This window comes from Chromobacterium sp. CV08 (assembly GCF_051129845.1).
GTDB lineage: Bacteria > Pseudomonadota > Gammaproteobacteria > Burkholderiales > Chromobacteriaceae > Chromobacterium.
In genome coordinates this window covers 3,872,176-3,887,526 of the sequence record NZ_CP150453.1, presented here as the reverse complement: position 1 = coordinate 3,887,526, position 15,351 = coordinate 3,872,176, and the positions used below count along the sequence as shown (strand labels likewise).

8 protein-coding genes and 3 CRISPR repeat arrays are annotated in these 15,351 nt (G+C 64.3%); of the genes, 5 read left to right on the top strand and 3 right to left on the bottom strand.

Annotated elements, in window-relative coordinates; all coding sequences use genetic code 11:
- Positions 1–2: 2 nt before the first annotated feature.
- From WNM05_RS17645 to earP, 3 genes are all read right to left on the bottom strand, one after another.
- Entirely contained in the window at positions 3–1,334 is a 1,332-nt protein-coding gene (locus tag WNM05_RS17645) for a replication-associated recombination protein A (protein WP_434629273.1), read from the bottom strand.
- A 198-nt stretch (positions 1,335–1,532) separates the two neighbouring features.
- A CRISPR array of direct repeats spans positions 1,533–2,661; the repeat unit is 29 nt; unit sequence GTGTTCCCCACGCACGTGGGGATGAACCG.
- Positions 2,662–2,752: 91 nt separating this feature from the next.
- Positions 2,753–3,943: a CRISPR direct-repeat array (repeat unit 29 nt; unit sequence GTGTTCCCCACGCACGTGGGGATGAACCG).
- Positions 3,944–4,132: 189 nt separating this feature from the next.
- Entirely contained in the window at positions 4,133–4,696 is a 564-nt protein-coding gene (gene efp / locus WNM05_RS17640; protein WP_011134931.1) for an elongation factor P, read from the bottom strand.
- 61 nt (positions 4,697–4,757) lie between these two features.
- Entirely contained in the window at positions 4,758–5,903 is a 1,146-nt protein-coding gene (gene earP, locus WNM05_RS17635; RefSeq protein WP_434629270.1) for an elongation factor P maturation arginine rhamnosyltransferase EarP, read from the bottom strand.
- Positions 5,904–6,018: 115 nt separating this feature from the next.
- Here earP and WNM05_RS17630 point away from each other — a divergent pair, with 115 nt between their 5' ends.
- The 5 genes from WNM05_RS17630 to cas3 all read left to right on the top strand — a co-directional run bounded on the left by WNM05_RS17630 (position 6,019) and on the right by cas3 (position 14,992).
- Positions 6,019–7,392 (top strand): DUF3404 domain-containing protein, encoded by a 1,374-nt coding sequence (locus WNM05_RS17630; RefSeq protein ID WP_434629268.1) that lies wholly within the window; start codon positions 6,019–6,021, stop codon positions 7,390–7,392.
- Entirely contained in the window at positions 7,373–8,020 is a 648-nt protein-coding gene (locus tag WNM05_RS17625) for a response regulator transcription factor (RefSeq protein WP_434629266.1), read from the top strand. Before WNM05_RS17630 ends, WNM05_RS17625 begins: the two co-directional genes overlap by 20 nt.
- Positions 8,017–8,829, top strand: a complete 813-nt coding sequence (locus WNM05_RS17620) for a DUF2861 family protein (RefSeq protein ID WP_434629264.1) — start codon at positions 8,017–8,019, stop codon at positions 8,827–8,829. Before WNM05_RS17625 ends, WNM05_RS17620 begins: the two co-directional genes overlap by 4 nt.
- Positions 8,830–8,902: 73 nt before the next feature.
- A complete protein-coding gene (locus tag WNM05_RS17615) occupies positions 8,903–11,155 on the top strand; it encodes a glycoside hydrolase (RefSeq protein ID WP_434629262.1) in 2,253 nt (750 codons plus the stop codon).
- A 166-nt stretch (positions 11,156–11,321) separates the two neighbouring features.
- Positions 11,322–12,021: direct repeats of the CRISPR family, unit length 29 nt; unit sequence GTGTTCCCCACGCCTGTGGGGATGAACCG.
- Positions 12,022–12,253: 232 nt separating this feature from the next.
- On the top strand, positions 12,254–14,992 hold the full coding sequence (gene cas3 / locus WNM05_RS17610) for a CRISPR-associated helicase Cas3' (RefSeq protein WP_434629260.1): 2,739 nt from the start codon (positions 12,254–12,256) through the stop codon (positions 14,990–14,992).
- The last annotated feature ends 359 nt before the right edge of the window (positions 14,993–15,351 follow it).

Below are 15,351 nucleotides of genomic sequence, written 5' to 3'. Positions count from 1 at the left end.
GATTATTCCTGTTTTTCACTATCGGTATTCTGCAGCGCGTCGGCGTCCAGCTGACGCAAAAAGGCCAGTTTATCCTGAATCTTGCTTTCCAGTCCGCGCGGCACCGGGCGGTACCACTCGATGTCTTCCAGCCCCTCCGGAAGATAGGTTTCCCCCGCGGCGTAGGCGTGGGGCTCATCGTGCGCGTAGCGGTAGGCGTGGCCGTAACCCAATTCCTTCATCAGGCGGGTGGGCGCATTGCGCAAGTGTACCGGCACCGGGCGCGACTTGTCCTGCTTGACGAAGGCGCGGGCCTCATTATACGCCTGGTAGCCGGCGTTGCTCTTGGCGGCCACCGCCAGATAGATCACCGCCTGTCCCAGCGCCAGCTCGCCTTCCGGACTGCCCAGCCTTTCATAAGTCAGCGCCGCGTCGTTGGCGATCTGCATCGCGCGCGGATCGGCCAGGCCGATGTCCTCCCAGGCCATGCGCACGATGCGGCGCGACAGATAGCGCGGATCGGCGCCGCCGTCCAGCATCCGGCTGAGCCAGTACAGCGCCGCGTCCGGATTGGAGCCGCGCACCGATTTGTGCAGCGCCGAGATCTGGTCGTAGAAGGCGTCGCCGCCCTTGTCGAAGCGGCGGGCGTTCAGCGTCAGCACTTCTTCCAGGAAGGCCGGGTCGACATCCGCCGCGCCGCGCGTCTGCGCCGCGGTGCGGGTCTGCTCCAGCAGGTTCAGGAAGCGGCGGGCGTCGCCGTCGGCGTAACCGGTCAGCGTGGAGATCGCCGCATCGTCGAAATTCAGCCCGTCCAGCGCCCCTTCCGTTCGCGCGCGCTCGAACAGCAGCTTCAGCTCGTCCTCGCTCAGGCTGTTCAGCACATAGACCTGGGCGCGCGACAGCAGCGCGGAATTGACCTCGAACGACGGGTTTTCCGTCGTGGCGCCGATGAAAGTGACCAGGCCCGATTCGACGAAGGGCAGAAAGGCGTCCTGCTGGCTCTTGTTGAAGCGGTGCACCTCGTCGACGAACAGAATGGTGCGCCGGCCCGAGCGCTGCAGCACGGCATTGGCGCGCTCCACCGCCTCGCGGATATCCTTGACGCCGGCGAACACCGCCGAGATCGGGATGAACTCGGCGTCGAAACTGGCGGCCAGAATCCGTGCCAGCGTGGTCTTGCCGACGCCGGGCGGGCCCCACAATATCATCGAGTGCGGCTTGCCGGATGCCACCGCCAGGCTCAGCGGCTTGCCAGGGCCGATCAGATGCTGCTGGCCTATCACCTGATCGAGCGCCTGCGGACGCAAGGCCTCGGCCAGCGGTTTTTGCGGTTCGACGGAGAAAAGATCGGACATGGCGCGGTTCGGGCGGGATGGAGCGGGAAAACAGTATACCAGTTGGCGGCGGGCATGAAAAAAGCGCCAGCCAGGTGCTTTCTTGCTTGCATGCCGACCGTTTGCCGTGCAGATTTGAACGACGTTTTTCGGCTGGAAAAAATCGGTAGAATTCTAAGGTGGTTTTTTGTCTTTAAAAATCAGAAGCTTGAAATTGGTGTGTTCCCCACGCACGTGGGGATGAACCGTCCCACTTCTTCTGATCCTTGATAGCTGCATCGTGTTCCCCACGCACGTGGGGATGAACCGTAGCGTCAGCAATCAACTCATTCGGAACCGGAGTGTTCCCCACGCACGTGGGGATGAACCGGAACATCAAAAACCGGTCGAGGACACTCAGAAGTGTTCCCCACGCACGTGGGGATGAACCGTCCGCCCAATCAGGCGTCCAGCCCGATCGGCCGTGTTCCCCACGCACGTGGGGATGAACCGTTCATCACCTCCGGCGGGCGCGGCCCTGGTCGGTGTTCCCCACGCACGTGGGGATGAACCGTTCTGTCGGATTGACGATCACGACATCGGGTGGTGTTCCCCACGCACGTGGGGATGAACCGTGGGCAGACAAGCGCTATAAACTGGTTGAAGGCGTGTTCCCCACGCACGTGGGGATGAACCGATCAGGTCATTGCCGTTATATTCGCCGGCATAGTGTTCCCCACGCACGTGGGGATGAACCGCCTGCACCAGCGCCTCATTCAGAGCGTTCAGCGTGTTCCCCACGCACGTGGGGATGAACCGGCATGTACGCGCTGCGCGGCACCGGCGCGCAGGTGTTCCCCACGCACGTGGGGATGAACCGTATTTGATTTGGGCAAAATCCGATCCATCGACGTGTTCCCCACGCACGTGGGGATGAACCGGAATCCACCGCCAGCAACCGGCTATATAATCGGTGTTCCCCACGCACGTGGGGATGAACCGCGGCTGTCTGGAAACACAATGCCAGGGAAGTCGTGTTCCCCACGCACGTGGGGATGAACCGGCATGTACGCGCTGCGCGGCACCGGCGCGCAGGTGTTCCCCACGCACGTGGGGATGAACCGTATTTGATTTGGGCAAAATCCGATCCATCGACGTGTTCCCCACGCACGTGGGGATGAACCGGAATCCACCGCCAGCAACCGGCTATATAATCGGTGTTCCCCACGCACGTGGGGATGAACCGCGGCTGTCTGGAAACACAATGCCAGGGAAGTCGTGTTCCCCACGCACGTGGGGATGAACCGGACGTTCCCGTCATCAACTTCTACGTTGATGTCGTGTTCCCCACGCACGTGGGGATGAACCGCTCACGTTTTAACCCCTTGGAAGGACGGTGCTGTGTTCCCCACGACGTGGGGATGAACCGACCAACGGCGTGCAGGCCATGCAGTCGCTGGAGTGTTCCCCACGCACGTGGGGATGAACCGCGAATTACCCCCGGTGGCGTAGTTGGGCAGGAGTGTTCCCCACGCACGTGGGGATGAACCGAACGCCGCCAGCCCAGGCAGCTTGTACAGCCAGGTGTTCCCCACGCACGTGGGGATGAACCGGCCGCCGATGAGGCGCTGGGCCTGTTCGGCCCGTGTTCCCCACGCACGTGGGGATGAACCGCTGATTGAGACGCTCTCTGAGATAGGCTGGAAGTGTTCCCCACGCACGTGGGGATGAACCGACTCGAACCATGAAAAACAGAACCATGTACACGTGTTCCCCACGCACGTGGGGATGAACCGCATGCCCTGCTCTTTATGCTCAGCGATTAGGTGTGTTCCCCACGCACGTGGGGATGAACCGGCACATTAACCGATACAGATATCTCCAAACAAGTGTTCCCCACGCACGTGGGGATGAACCGTCTGTATCAGCTTCACCATCTTCGCTGTCAGCGTGTTCCCCACGCACGTGGGGATGAACCGGACTGAAATGACACAACGATTCGAATTGAAGAGGTGTTCCCCACGCACGTGGGGATGAACCGCCCCTCGAAATGCTGGCGCCAGGCCACTGCCAGTGTTCCCCACGCACGTGGGGATGAACCGCCAGGCACGCAGCCCCCTGAAACCTCTGCCCCGTGTTCCCCACGCACGTGGGGATGAACCTGGATGGTCTCAAGGCCGCGCAATGCCCATTTCGTGTTCCCCACGCACGTGGGGATGAACCGTAGCCCGCCACATTCGTATCTCCCGTATCTCCGTGTTCCCCACGCACGTGGGGATGAACCGGGGGCACCCCGTATCTGGCTGGAGGGCACGCAGTGTTCCCCACGCACGTGGGGATGAACCGCCACGAGTATTGGAGTACCTCCAGCTTCCTCAGTGTTCCCCACGCACGTGGGGATGAACCGCCCTGGCAGCCGTACAGCTCCGGCGGTTTGAGGTGTTCCCCACGCACGTGGGGATGAACCGTCCTGAATGGAACGGCAGCTGAGCATTTGGAAGTGTTCCCCACGCACGTGGGGATGAACCGCTATTTCGATGCCTGGGACGCCGCGATGGCGCGTGTTCCCCACGCACGTGGGGATGAACCGTCCTTGGTGGTGACGCTGCCGCGCATGCCGGTGTGTTCCCCACGCACGTGGGGATGAACCGTGCTGGAGGAGTGCACCTTCCATCCCTCCCTGGTGTTCCCCACGTACGCGGAAATGGATTTTCGATTGGCTGCCGGCTAGAGGGGAGGGGCGGTTCGGGTCCGCAGTTCCTGCCGGTTGGGTTTCGCGGCCCCTGGATACAAAAAAGCGCCCCGCGGGGCGCTTTGTTCGGCACAACGATCCGGAAGGCTTAGGCGCGCTTCTTGAATTCGTTGGTGCGGGTGTCGATTTCGATCTTTTCGCCGGTGTTGACGAAGGCCGGAACCTGAACTTCGAAGGTGGTGCCTACCAGGCGGGCCGGCTTCAGCACTTTGCCCGAGGTGTCGCCGCGCACGGCCGGTTCGGTGTATTCCACTTCGCGGATCACGGTGGTCGGCAGTTCCACGGAGATGGCCTTGCCGTCGTAGAAGGTCACCTGGCACACGTCTTCCATGCCGTCGACGATGTAGTTGATGGTGTCGCCCAGGTTGTCGGCTTCCACTTCGTACTGGTTGAATTCGGTGTCCATGAACACGTACATCGGATCGGCGAAGTAGGAGTAGGTGCAGTCCTTGCGATCCAGCACCACCACGTCGAACTTGTCGTCCGCGCGGTATACGGCTTCGCTGCCGGCGCCGGTCAGCAGGTTCTTCATCTTCATCTTGACGACGGAAGCGTTGCGGCCGGACTTGCTGAATTCAGCCTTCTGAACAACCATCGGGTCGCTGCCGACCATGAATACATTACCAGCGCGCAGTTCTTGTGCGGTTTTCATGCTTGTCTAATCCCAAACTCTTGATTGAAGCCGGGAAAGATTCCCGACAAAACACGGCATTCTAGCTGATTTCGGCGATGAAGTGCAGCAGTCTGGCCGCGAGATCGCCGTCTTTCAGCAGATGCTGTTGCCAGTTTGTCGCATGTTCGCGCCATGCCGGCAGCCAGGGCGAGGCGTCGTTCCAGGCGGCGGCGATGTCGCCATGGCGGTTCCAGGCCAGGTTCAGCGCGCGCAGCGCGGCGGCCATGTCCGCCGGCAGACCGGCGCAGTATTGATCGAGGAAGGCCTCCAGCTTGGCAAGGTGGGCGTCGTCTTCCTGTGGGTAGATGTGCCACAGCATCGGCCGCGCCGCCCATTGCGAGCGCACCAGGCTGTCCTCGCCGCGCACGCAGTTGAAATCGCAGCCCCACAGCAGACGGTCGTAGTCGTCCTGATCGCTCAAGGGCAGCACGTGAACGTCCAGGCTGCCCAGCCGGACATGGTCGCCGGCTTGCAGCGCATGGCCGAACAGGCCGGCGACATCGGGCAGCACCTTGCCCTCCGGCACCAGGCAGCGCACCGGCAGCGGGCCGTCGGCCCAGGTTTGCAATAGCCGCGCCGCGGCCGGATTGTGATAGGCGAACAGGCTGGCGCGCAGCTCGCCGGCTGCCCGCGGCGGCAGGCCGCGGCGGCGCCAGTAGGTGTCTTGCGCCGCCTCGTCGGCCTGCCAGGCGGTCCGCGCCTCTATCAAGCCGTCCTCGCAGATCAGCCCGCCGCCGGCGGCGTCGAAGCCGGGGAAGAAGAAATGCTTGGTCAGCGGCAGCCTGGGGTGGGGCGACGGCAGCTTGTGATGGCTGAGGGTCCAGTCCTCCGCCGACAGGTATTCCAGATTGATCCACGCCGGCTTGACGGCCTTGGCCGCCATCGCCGCTTCGAAACTGTCAGGCAGCCGGCAGCCGAAAGCCTCGATCACCGCGTCGGCGGGGATGACGTCGGCCGGAAAGGCCGTCTGCGGCCAGTGGCGGATGTCGATGCCGGCCAGCGTCTGCTGCGGCTGCGCCGGGTCCAGACCAGGCGCGATGCGGGCGAAGCTGGACAGATCGTCCACCCATAGCCGCACCGCGTGGCCGCAGTCGTGCGCCAGCCGGCGCGCCAGGCGCCAGGCGACGCCGATGTCGCCGTAGTTGTCGATGACGGTACAGAAGATATCCCAGCTGCGAGGTGGCATGTGGCGGAACGATGGGGAAACAAACGCCGGCAGCTTAGCACGGAAGCTCCGGCCATTGTTTCCGGCTTGCCGCGCGCCAGGCGCGTCGGGAAGCGGACGGCCTTATAATCCAGCCATGCCGCGCCTCCTCGCCCTGTTTTTGATCGCCCTGAGCCTGCACGCCCGCGCCGATGTCGCCGCGCTGCAGGCCTCGCTGCGCGCCGAGCGTCCGCAGGCTGAGACGGCGGTGGCGGCCTTGCAGCAGTTGGACGCCGCGCTGCTGCGGCCGGATTCGCTGTACCCGGCGCTGGGCCGGCTGCCGCTTGCCCAGTTGCAGGCGCTGTACCGCCACCGCGACCAGTGCCGCGCGCCGTGGCCGCCGCTGCCGGCCGATCTGCTGCGCTTCGAGCGCGCGCTGTGCGACGGCGAGGCGCTGCCGCCGGCCTGGTTCGCCGCCCATGCCATCCATCCGCTGGGCGGCAGCTACGCCTGGCACTATCTGCAGCACCATCCGGAATCGGCATCGGTTCTGCAGCCCTATCTGCACGTGCGCGAGCGCCCGACGGCCTTCGCCGGCATCGGCGGGTTGAGCGACGACAATCTGGCCGCGCTGCTGTCCGGCGAACGCTGGCTCTTGGACGGCGGCGCGCTGTGGTGGCGCGACGGCGCGAGCTGGCGGCGTTACGGCGCCGAGCAGTGGCGGCCGCTGGCGGATGAGGCGGGCTTGGCCCTGAGTCCGCTGGCAGACGGCGATGGCTGTCCGCAGCCGCTGGGGCGGATCTGCGCACGGCCTCTGCCGCCATCTGAGCGCTGGTGGCCGGCGCTGGCCGGTTTCTCACTGCTGGCGGCGGCCTGTGTGCTGGCCTACGGCTGGCTGCAGCGCCGCCGGCAGGAGCGGGAGCGGCGCTTCGTATTGCAGATGCTTACCCACGAGTTGCGCACGCCTATCGCCGGCCTGGGCAATGTGGTGGAAGACTTCCGCTCCGGTTTCGACCTGTTGCCGCCCGGCGCGCAGCAGGGTTTTGGCCGTTTGGCCGATGGCGTGCTCAGGCTGCGCCAACTGGCCGATGCCAGCCGCCACTATCTGGCGGCGGACCGCCGGCTGGAAGCGCCGCAGCCGCTGCCCTTGGCCGCGTGGCTGGACAGCGTGACGGAACGCCACGGGGCGACCTACTGTCTGGATCAGGACAGAAACCTCAATCTGCCCGTCTACTGGCTGGGCCTGTGCCTGGACAATCTGCTGCGCAACGCCCGCCAGCACGGCCGGCCGCCGGTGCGCATCCTGGCCGGCTGGAAAAACGGCCGGCTGCGGCTGGCGGTCAGCGACGGCGGCGCGCTGCCGCGCTACCGGCTGTCCTTGCTGCGGCGGGAGCTGGGCGCCAACACCGGCATGGGGCTGGGCCTCGCCATCGTGAGGCGGGTGATGGGGAGGCTGGGCGGCCGGCTGATGCTGGAAGGGCCGCCGACGACATTCGTGCTGGAGTTGCCGTGTGACGATATTGCTGATTGAAGACGATGCCGAGCTGGGCGCCGGCTTGCGCCAGTTCCTGCAGCAGCAGGGCTATGATTGCCTGTGGCTCCGGGACGGTGGCGAAGTGGCCGCCCATTGGCGGCAGGCCGAGCTGGCGATACTGGACCGCCAGCTGCCGGACGGAGACTCGCTGCGCCTGTTGCCGCAGTGGTTGGCGCTGAAGGCGCTGCCGGTGATCATACTCACCGCCCGGGTGGAGCTGGACGACCGGGTGGCCGGACTGGAGGCCGGCGCGCGCGATTATCTGACCAAGCCTTTCGCCCACGTCGAATTGCTGGCCCGCGTGCGTGCCCAACTGCGGCCGCTGGGCGAGGGGCAGTTGGCCTGCGGCGGTCTCAAGCTGTTTCCGGCCAGGCAGGTGGCCGCCTGGCGCGGCGGCGAGGTGGCGCTGACCCGCACCGAGTTCGACCTGCTGGCGATGCTGGCCAGGATGCCGGGCCGGGTGTTCACCCGCGACGAGCTGCTGAACCAGATATGGGGCTACCAGCATTTCCCGTCGACCCGCACCGTGGACACCCATGTATTGCAACTGCGGCAGAAGCTGGCCGACATCCCGATAGAAACGGTGCGCGGCGTAGGCTACCGGCTGAGCGAGGGCGGGGCGTGAGGCCGCTGCTCTGCTTGGTCCTGGCCTGGACGACCAGCGCCGCCGCCGCGCCGCTGCTGCCCGCCACGCCGCTGGAGCCGGCCTACCACGCGCTGTTCTCCGGAGACCGCGCCGGCGCCTGGCGCCGGCTGGACGCCTTGGGCGGCTCGATATCCGGCGTGGCCCAGCATCAAGCCTGGCTGGCGCTGCAAGGCGAGCTGGTCTTTGGCCAATGCGGCCGCGACGCGCCATCTGCGCCGCCTGCCTGGCTGGGCGACCTGGAGCTGGACCTGATCCAGCGCGACATCCCGCTCAGCCGCGTCTACAACGTCAGGCTGAACGGCGTCAGTCCGCGGCGCGACCTGCGCTGGTCGCTGCGGCTGCCGGACGGCAGAGAACTCTTCGCCGGCGCGAAGACGCATTACGACGGCCGCCAGTTCGAGCTGGAAAGCGAGGACCAGGCCGCCGCGCTGCCGCCGGGCGTCTACCGGCTGAGCGCGCAAAGCGGCGGCGAAACCTGGCGGCAGGACCTGTCCTTGCCCGGCATGGCCGCGCGGGACTGGCTGCGGCGCGACGGGCGCAAGCTGGAGCCGCATCCGCCCGTGCATCCGCCCGCCTGCCCGCGGCCCTGGCTGGAGCAGGCGCTGCTGTCGCAGCCGGATTTCGCATTGCGCTGGTGGCAGCGGCGCGAACTCGGCCAGGCGCTGCGCTGGCCGGCTAACCCCGGCGAGAAGCTGTGGGCCAGCGTATCGCTGCTGCGCGCCGAGTTCCGCGGTTCCATCGCCGTTCGCCAGGTCCACCGCGTCGCCGCGCCGCTGAGCCGGTTCTGACATTATCCTGACAATCGCCTTTCCTTTTTGCGTTGCAATGGTCCGTATGAGTGAAACGATTGCGGGAAAAGGAATGAAGCATTTTACGCGTGTATTGCCGCTGGCCGCGGCGTTGGGCCTGCCGTTGCCGGCCTGGGCCGGGCTGGTGTTGCAGAACCCGGAGTGGAAGGTGGAACTGGAGCCGGCCACGCTGGCGGTGAAGGTGACGGCGGCGGGCGAGCCGGCGAGGCGGATATCCGATGGCGTGCCGGCGCGCAAGGTAAGCGATGTGCGGCATGACGGTCAGTCCGCCGACTGGCAATGGGACGATGGCCGCTACCGCTGGCAGGCCAGGCTGCAGGGCAGGGACCTGACATTGACCTTGAACGCCAAAGCGCCGGGCAGGGTGGAGCTGCTGCGCCAGCCGGCATCGGCGATGGGCAAGGGCCTGCTGCTGCCCTTGGCCGAGGGCAGCTACATTCCTGCGGGCAGCAAGCTGTGGCGCGATTTCCTGCCCGGCTTCGCCGGCGACGGCCTGGATACTTCGGAAAACCTCAGCCTGCCGCTGTGGGGCATGGACTACGGCCGCCGCAGCCTGCACTGGCTGCTGTTGGAGCCGTTCAACAACCGGCTGGCCGTTCGCGCCGAAGGCCTGGGCCTGGCGTTGAAGCTGAGCCACGAATTCAATCCACTGAACCAGAAGCGGCCGATGACGCTGCTGCTGCGGCTGGCCGACGGCAATCTGCTGGCCGGCGCGCAGCGCTATCGGCAGTGGCTGGCGGACGAGGGCCGTTACCGGACGCTGGCCGACAAGATCCAGGCGCAGCCGGACACTGCCAAACTGATCGGCGCCAGCCACGTCTACCTGTGGGGCAATAATCTGCTGGATGTGTCCGACGTGCGCGACTGGCCGGCCTTCCTCGCGCGGCTGCGCGGGCAGGACCCGCTGGCCGTCAGGCTGCGCGGCCGTTTCGACGCCGAGGCCGGCGCCATGCTGCGCCAAGCCGGAGCCAAGCCTGACCGCTACCAGCAGCGGGTGCTGATGGAAGCCGTCAACCAGGCGCTGACGGCAGAGGCGCGCGCCGGCTGGCTGGGCAAAAAGCCGGACTGGAACAGAATGGCCGCACCCTATCTGCGGTTGCGCGCGCTGGCGGAGCGGCTGTTCGGCCCGGCGTTGCAACCGGACGCGTCGCGTTGGGGCGGCGGGTTGTCGCGCAAGACCATCACCGCCTTGCAGACCGCCGGCCTCAAGCGGCTGTGGCTGGGCGCGGACAACTGGGAAGGCGGCCTGTGGCAGCCGCAGGCGGTGAAGGCCGGCGTCGACGCCGGTTATTTGATGACCGCCTACGACTCCTACGAAACCGCGCTGCAGCCGGGTTACCGCGAAGACTGGCTCACCGCCCAGCAGGGAGAGGCCATCTACCGCCAATGCGGCGTCACGCTGGCCAGCGGCAAGAAGAAGGCGGGCTTCCAGCAGTCCGGCTACTACACCAACCCGGACTGCGTGCGCGACACCCTGAAGCAGCGCACCCGCGCCTTGCATGCCGCCACCGGCTTCAATAGCTGGTTTCTGGATGCCTACGCCACCGGAATGGTGTTCGACGACTACACGCCGGGACGCCAGACCGGCAAGGCGGAGATGGCGGCCGGCTATGAAAAGTCTATGCAATGGGTGGCGGACGCCTATCGGCTGCCGGTGGGATCGGAAATGGGCAACGCCGCCACCAGTCTAGGCATCGCCTTCGCCCACGGCATGCAGGTGCCGGTGATGGGCTGGGGCGATGCCGATCTGCAGAAGAACAAGCAGTCGCCGTACTTTCTGGGCCGCTGGTATCCGTCCGATCAGCCGGAAACCTTCTTCAAGAAAGTGCCACTGAAACCGCCGTACCGCGATCTTTACTTCAGCGCGCCATACCGCTTGCCGCTGTACCAGGCGGCCTTCCATGGATCGGTGATCACCACTAACCACTGGCTGTACGACAACCTGAAATTCAGCAATGCCTACGCCGACAACCTGCTGGCGCAATGGTTGTACAACGTGCCGCCGCTGTTCCATTTGTCCGCCGCCAGCCTCAAGGCCCGCCTGCCGCAGCTGCAATGCGCCGACCGCGCCTTCCGCCCGCTGCATGAACAACTGGCCACCCAGGCGCTGACTGGCTTCGCCTGGCTCAATCCCGAGCATACGTTGCAGCAGACCCGCTTCGCCGACGGCAGCCGCCTTACCGCCAACTTCGGCGCCGAGCCGGCCCGCTACGACAAGCAAACCCTGCCGCCGCAAAGCCTGCTGGCCGAGTTGGCCGGGCAGTCGCCCAAGCTGCTGCGGGTGGAGGATTGCGCCGGCAAGTGAGCGGCGGCGATAATGCCGATGTCGTTTCGCTGGCCGTGGCGCGGCGGTTTTCCATGGCCGGCAGGCGATATCTCTGGGTGATTCCGGTGATGATTTTTTAGGCGGAAAAATCGGTAGATTTTTGGGGTGGGTTTTTATCTTTAAAAATCAGCATCTTGAAATTGGTGTGTTCCCCACGCCTGTGGGGATGAACCGGTCGGCACGGGCACCGATCCTCGGTGCTTGGCGTGTTCCCCACGCCTGTGGGGATGAACCGGAAGGGCCGCCAGTGGCGGCCATGGATCAAGAGTGTTCCCCACGCCTGTGGGGATGAACCGCCGCAAATCCATTTCAGGCCGGCCGGAAACTTGTGTTCCCCACGCCTGTGGGGATGAACCGATCATCGATGCGGTCGGCGTGGCCTCCAGCCCGTGTTCCCCACGCCTGTGGGGATGAACCGAGAACCACTTCTTCGGGAGCGACTTTGGAGACGTGTTCCCCACGCCTGTGGGGATGAACCGTATTTGGGGAACAACTCGCGATCATCGAACAAGTGTTCCCCACGCCTGTGGGGATGAACCGACCGAAATTACAAATGCAGCACTTGATGAGGTGTGTTCCCCACGCCTGTGGGGATGAACCGAGATGTACGCGCTGGAATTCCTGGCCACCACGGTGTTCCCCACGCCTGTGGGGATGAACCGGCTTGCCAGACTGCTTGGCAATGCCCTTGGAAGTGTTCCCCACGCCTGTGGGGATGAACCGGGCGAGTTGCGTGAGATCGCGCGCCGGTTCCCGTGTTCCCCACGCCTGTGGGGATGAACCGTCGAAGCGAATCGGCCCGACCGGTGCCGAATCGTGTTCCCCACGTCTGTAGGGATGAACCGTCATCCAGGGGCGGCAGGCCGATGTGTTTACCACGTCGGTGGAGCTTGAAACACGAGTGATGGCTGTGAACAAGATACATTTCTCGGCCCTGTAAGTCACTGATGCGTTTAGTCCCGATGGCATGATTTATATCAATGTTCTTATTGGCATAAATGACAATGTGCTTTTTGGCTGATAGCCTGCCTGCTTGAGCTAGTTGCAGTTATCTGACAGGTTTTTGCCGGAGGTGCGATGCAGGCGTACTGGCGGTACAGGGGGAAATCCTCGCCTCGTGACGAGGCGGGAGCGTGCTGGCATTTACTGCCATTCCACATGCTGGATGTGGCCGCGGTAATGGAAGTACTACTGTTTCAGCGACCGGCTTGGGTGGCGTCGTGTGCCGCCAGCCAGGGGTGGAGTGCGGAGCAGTTCCGCTCCGTGGCGGTTTACTTCGCTATTTTGCATGATCTGGGCAAGTTCGCCCGCAGTTTCCAGGCGATTCTGCCGCCCGGTTCCGACGAGCTGGTCTCGGTGGCGCGCGCGCCTTTGTATACGCTGCGCCACGATACGCTGGGTCTGCTACTGTGGTTGGACTATCTGGAAGAGCGCCTGCCTGCGGAAGTCATGCCGGAGCCGGATCGCGAGCATTGGGATGACTGGTTGCGCATCGCATGCGGCCATCATGGCCAGCCGCCGCGCGAGGGCGGGGCCAAACGCTTGCGAGCCAGCGATCACTTTCTGCCGGACGATATGGACGTCGCGCTGGCTTTTGCCTGCGACGCCGCGGCCTTGGTCGGTTCTTTGCCTATGCCTGTCCATGAACTTGATCCGCGCCTGGGCTGGCAGCTTGCCGGCCTGATGGTGCTGGCGGACTGGATAGGCTCCAATCAATACCACTTTCCCTACCGATCCCAGCCCATGGCGCTGGCGGACTATTGGCATGAGCATGCCCGCCCGGCCGCGCGGCGGGCCTTGGCCGCATCAGGCACCACGGCCTGCTCTAGCGCACCTTATGCCGGCGCGGATCAGCTGACTCGTTTCATCTCCTATTTATCCTCTCCCACCCCTTTGCAGCGCTATGCCGCCAGCACGCCCTTGTCCGATGGGCCGCAGCTCTTTCTGCTGGAGGACGTGACTGGGGCCGGCAAGACCGAAGCCGCGCTGATTCTGGCGCATCGCCTGATGGCGGCCGGGCTGGCCGATGGTCTGTACTTCGCCCTGCCCACCATGGCCACGGCCAACCAAATGTATCGCCGCGTGGGCGGCGTGTATCGCAAGCTGTTCGCCGATGGCGAGCGGCCGTCCCTGGTGTTGGCACACTCCGCACGCCAGCTGGTGGAGGACTTCGCGCTCAGCGTGCAGAGTGGCGGCCAGCCCTATGCCAAGGACGATGCCTCGGCAGGCATGAGCTGCAACGCTTGGCTGGCGGACAATAACAAAAAAGCCTTGCTGGCCCAGGCGGGAGTCGGCTCCATCGACCAGGCCTTGCTGGCGGCGCTGCCGGTGCGACATCAATCGCTGAGGCTAATTGGTCTATATAAGAAAATAATAATAATCGATGAGGTACATAGCTTTGACCCATATGTCCGAACGCTGTTGGCCGGCCTGCTGCGCTGGCACGCGGCACAGGGCGGCAGCGTGGTGCTGTTGTCCGCCACTGTGCCGGAGCAGATCAAGCGCGAGCTGCTGAATGCCTATCGCCAGGGGCTGGCCCAGCCTGGTTTGCGCGAAGCTTTCCTGCCGGATTATCCCTTGGCCAGCCATCTGTCCGCCTCCGCCTTCCATCAGCAGCCCTGTGAAACCCGCCGCGAGGTCAAGCGTAAGGTGCGGGTGGCGCATCAGCATGATGAACAGGCTGTGATCGAGCTGATCATCCAGCAAGCGCATGCCGGCCGCTGCGTGTGCTGGGTGCGTAATACGGTGGACGATGCCCGTCGCGCGTTCGACCTGCTGCGGGATGCCATTCCCGCCGATAGGTTGCACCTATTCCATAGCCGTTACGCGATGGGGCATCGGTTGGATATAGAAGATGAAGTGTTGGATGTCTTTGGTAAGCATTCCTCGGCTACTAAGCGCTATGGACAAGTTTTGTTGGGAACCCAGGTATTACAAGAATCTTTGGATGTGGATTGCGATGTCATGGTGAGTGATCTGGCTCCCATTGATCTGCTGATCCAGCGCGCCGGCCGCCTGCAGCGTCATGTCCGCCAGGTGGATGGCGAGCCGTGGCCGGACGATGCGCCGCTGGCGCAGCGCGTGGAGCAGCGGCCGGAGCCTGTGCTCTACGTCTACGGACCGGAGCCGGACGAAGAAGCCAAGGCCGATTGGTACGGCCGTTTGTTCCCAGGCGCTCAGTACGTGTACCCGGATTCCGCCAAGCTATGGCAAACCCAGCAGGCTTTGCTGGCGGCCGGCAGCATCGTCTCTCCCGGCGAAATCGGCGAAGCCGGCGCGGTACGGCAGTTGGTGGAGGCCGTGTATGGCGGGGCCAGCGAACGTGAAACGCCGGCTGAACTGCAAGCTGCCGCCAATAAATGCCTGGGTGAGGCGATGAGCCAGCGCAGCATGGCGCTGTTCAACGGGCTGGATTGGGAAAAGGGCTACTGCGAAGACAGCAGCAAGCACTGGGTCGAAGACAGCGACGTCGCCACCCGGCTGGCTGACGAGACGCGGCTGGTTTATCTGGCAGTGGCCGATGGCGAGGCCTTGCGGCCGCTGTTCCCAAGCGGCGATCCGCGCCTGCAATGGCAGCTGTCCGCGCTGCGAGTGGATGCCAACAAGCTCAAGGACATCGCGCCGGGCTGGAGGCAGCGCTTCAAGCCCATGCTGGATCGTTTGGCGCAGGAGCAACCCTGGCTGAGCGAGTACGACTTGGTCTTGCCTCTGCTTGCCGGTGAAGAGGCGGGCGCGTGGATGGGGCAGGGCGTCGATGCGGGGGGCAGGGAGGTGGAGGTGCGGTACAGCCTGGAGCTGGGCTTGCTGTTGAAGTGAACCAGGCGGCCGGGGCCGCCTGGGTGCTCATCCCCACGGATGTGGGGAACAGGTCAAGACGAACGCTCTTTGTGTAGCTCCATCTGGTTCATCCCCATTTAAATGAGGAACTCTATAACCCTAGCGAATCCGATGAATAGCGACAAGTATTAGCTGAGTAGCTCCATCCTTGATTTTTTTGCAGGCATGGCTATTGTGAAGTGAGCTTTGCTTTGGTGGGGGTGGTATGCGTTCGATTGCGGGATGGTTGCTAAGTGTTGGAGCGTTGGTTTTTTTGGCTGCAAGTAGTGCAGTGAAGGTATTTCTTGGATTTTTATTTGTTCTTGGGCTTGTGGTGCTTGTTCGTGTCTGTCAGGAGG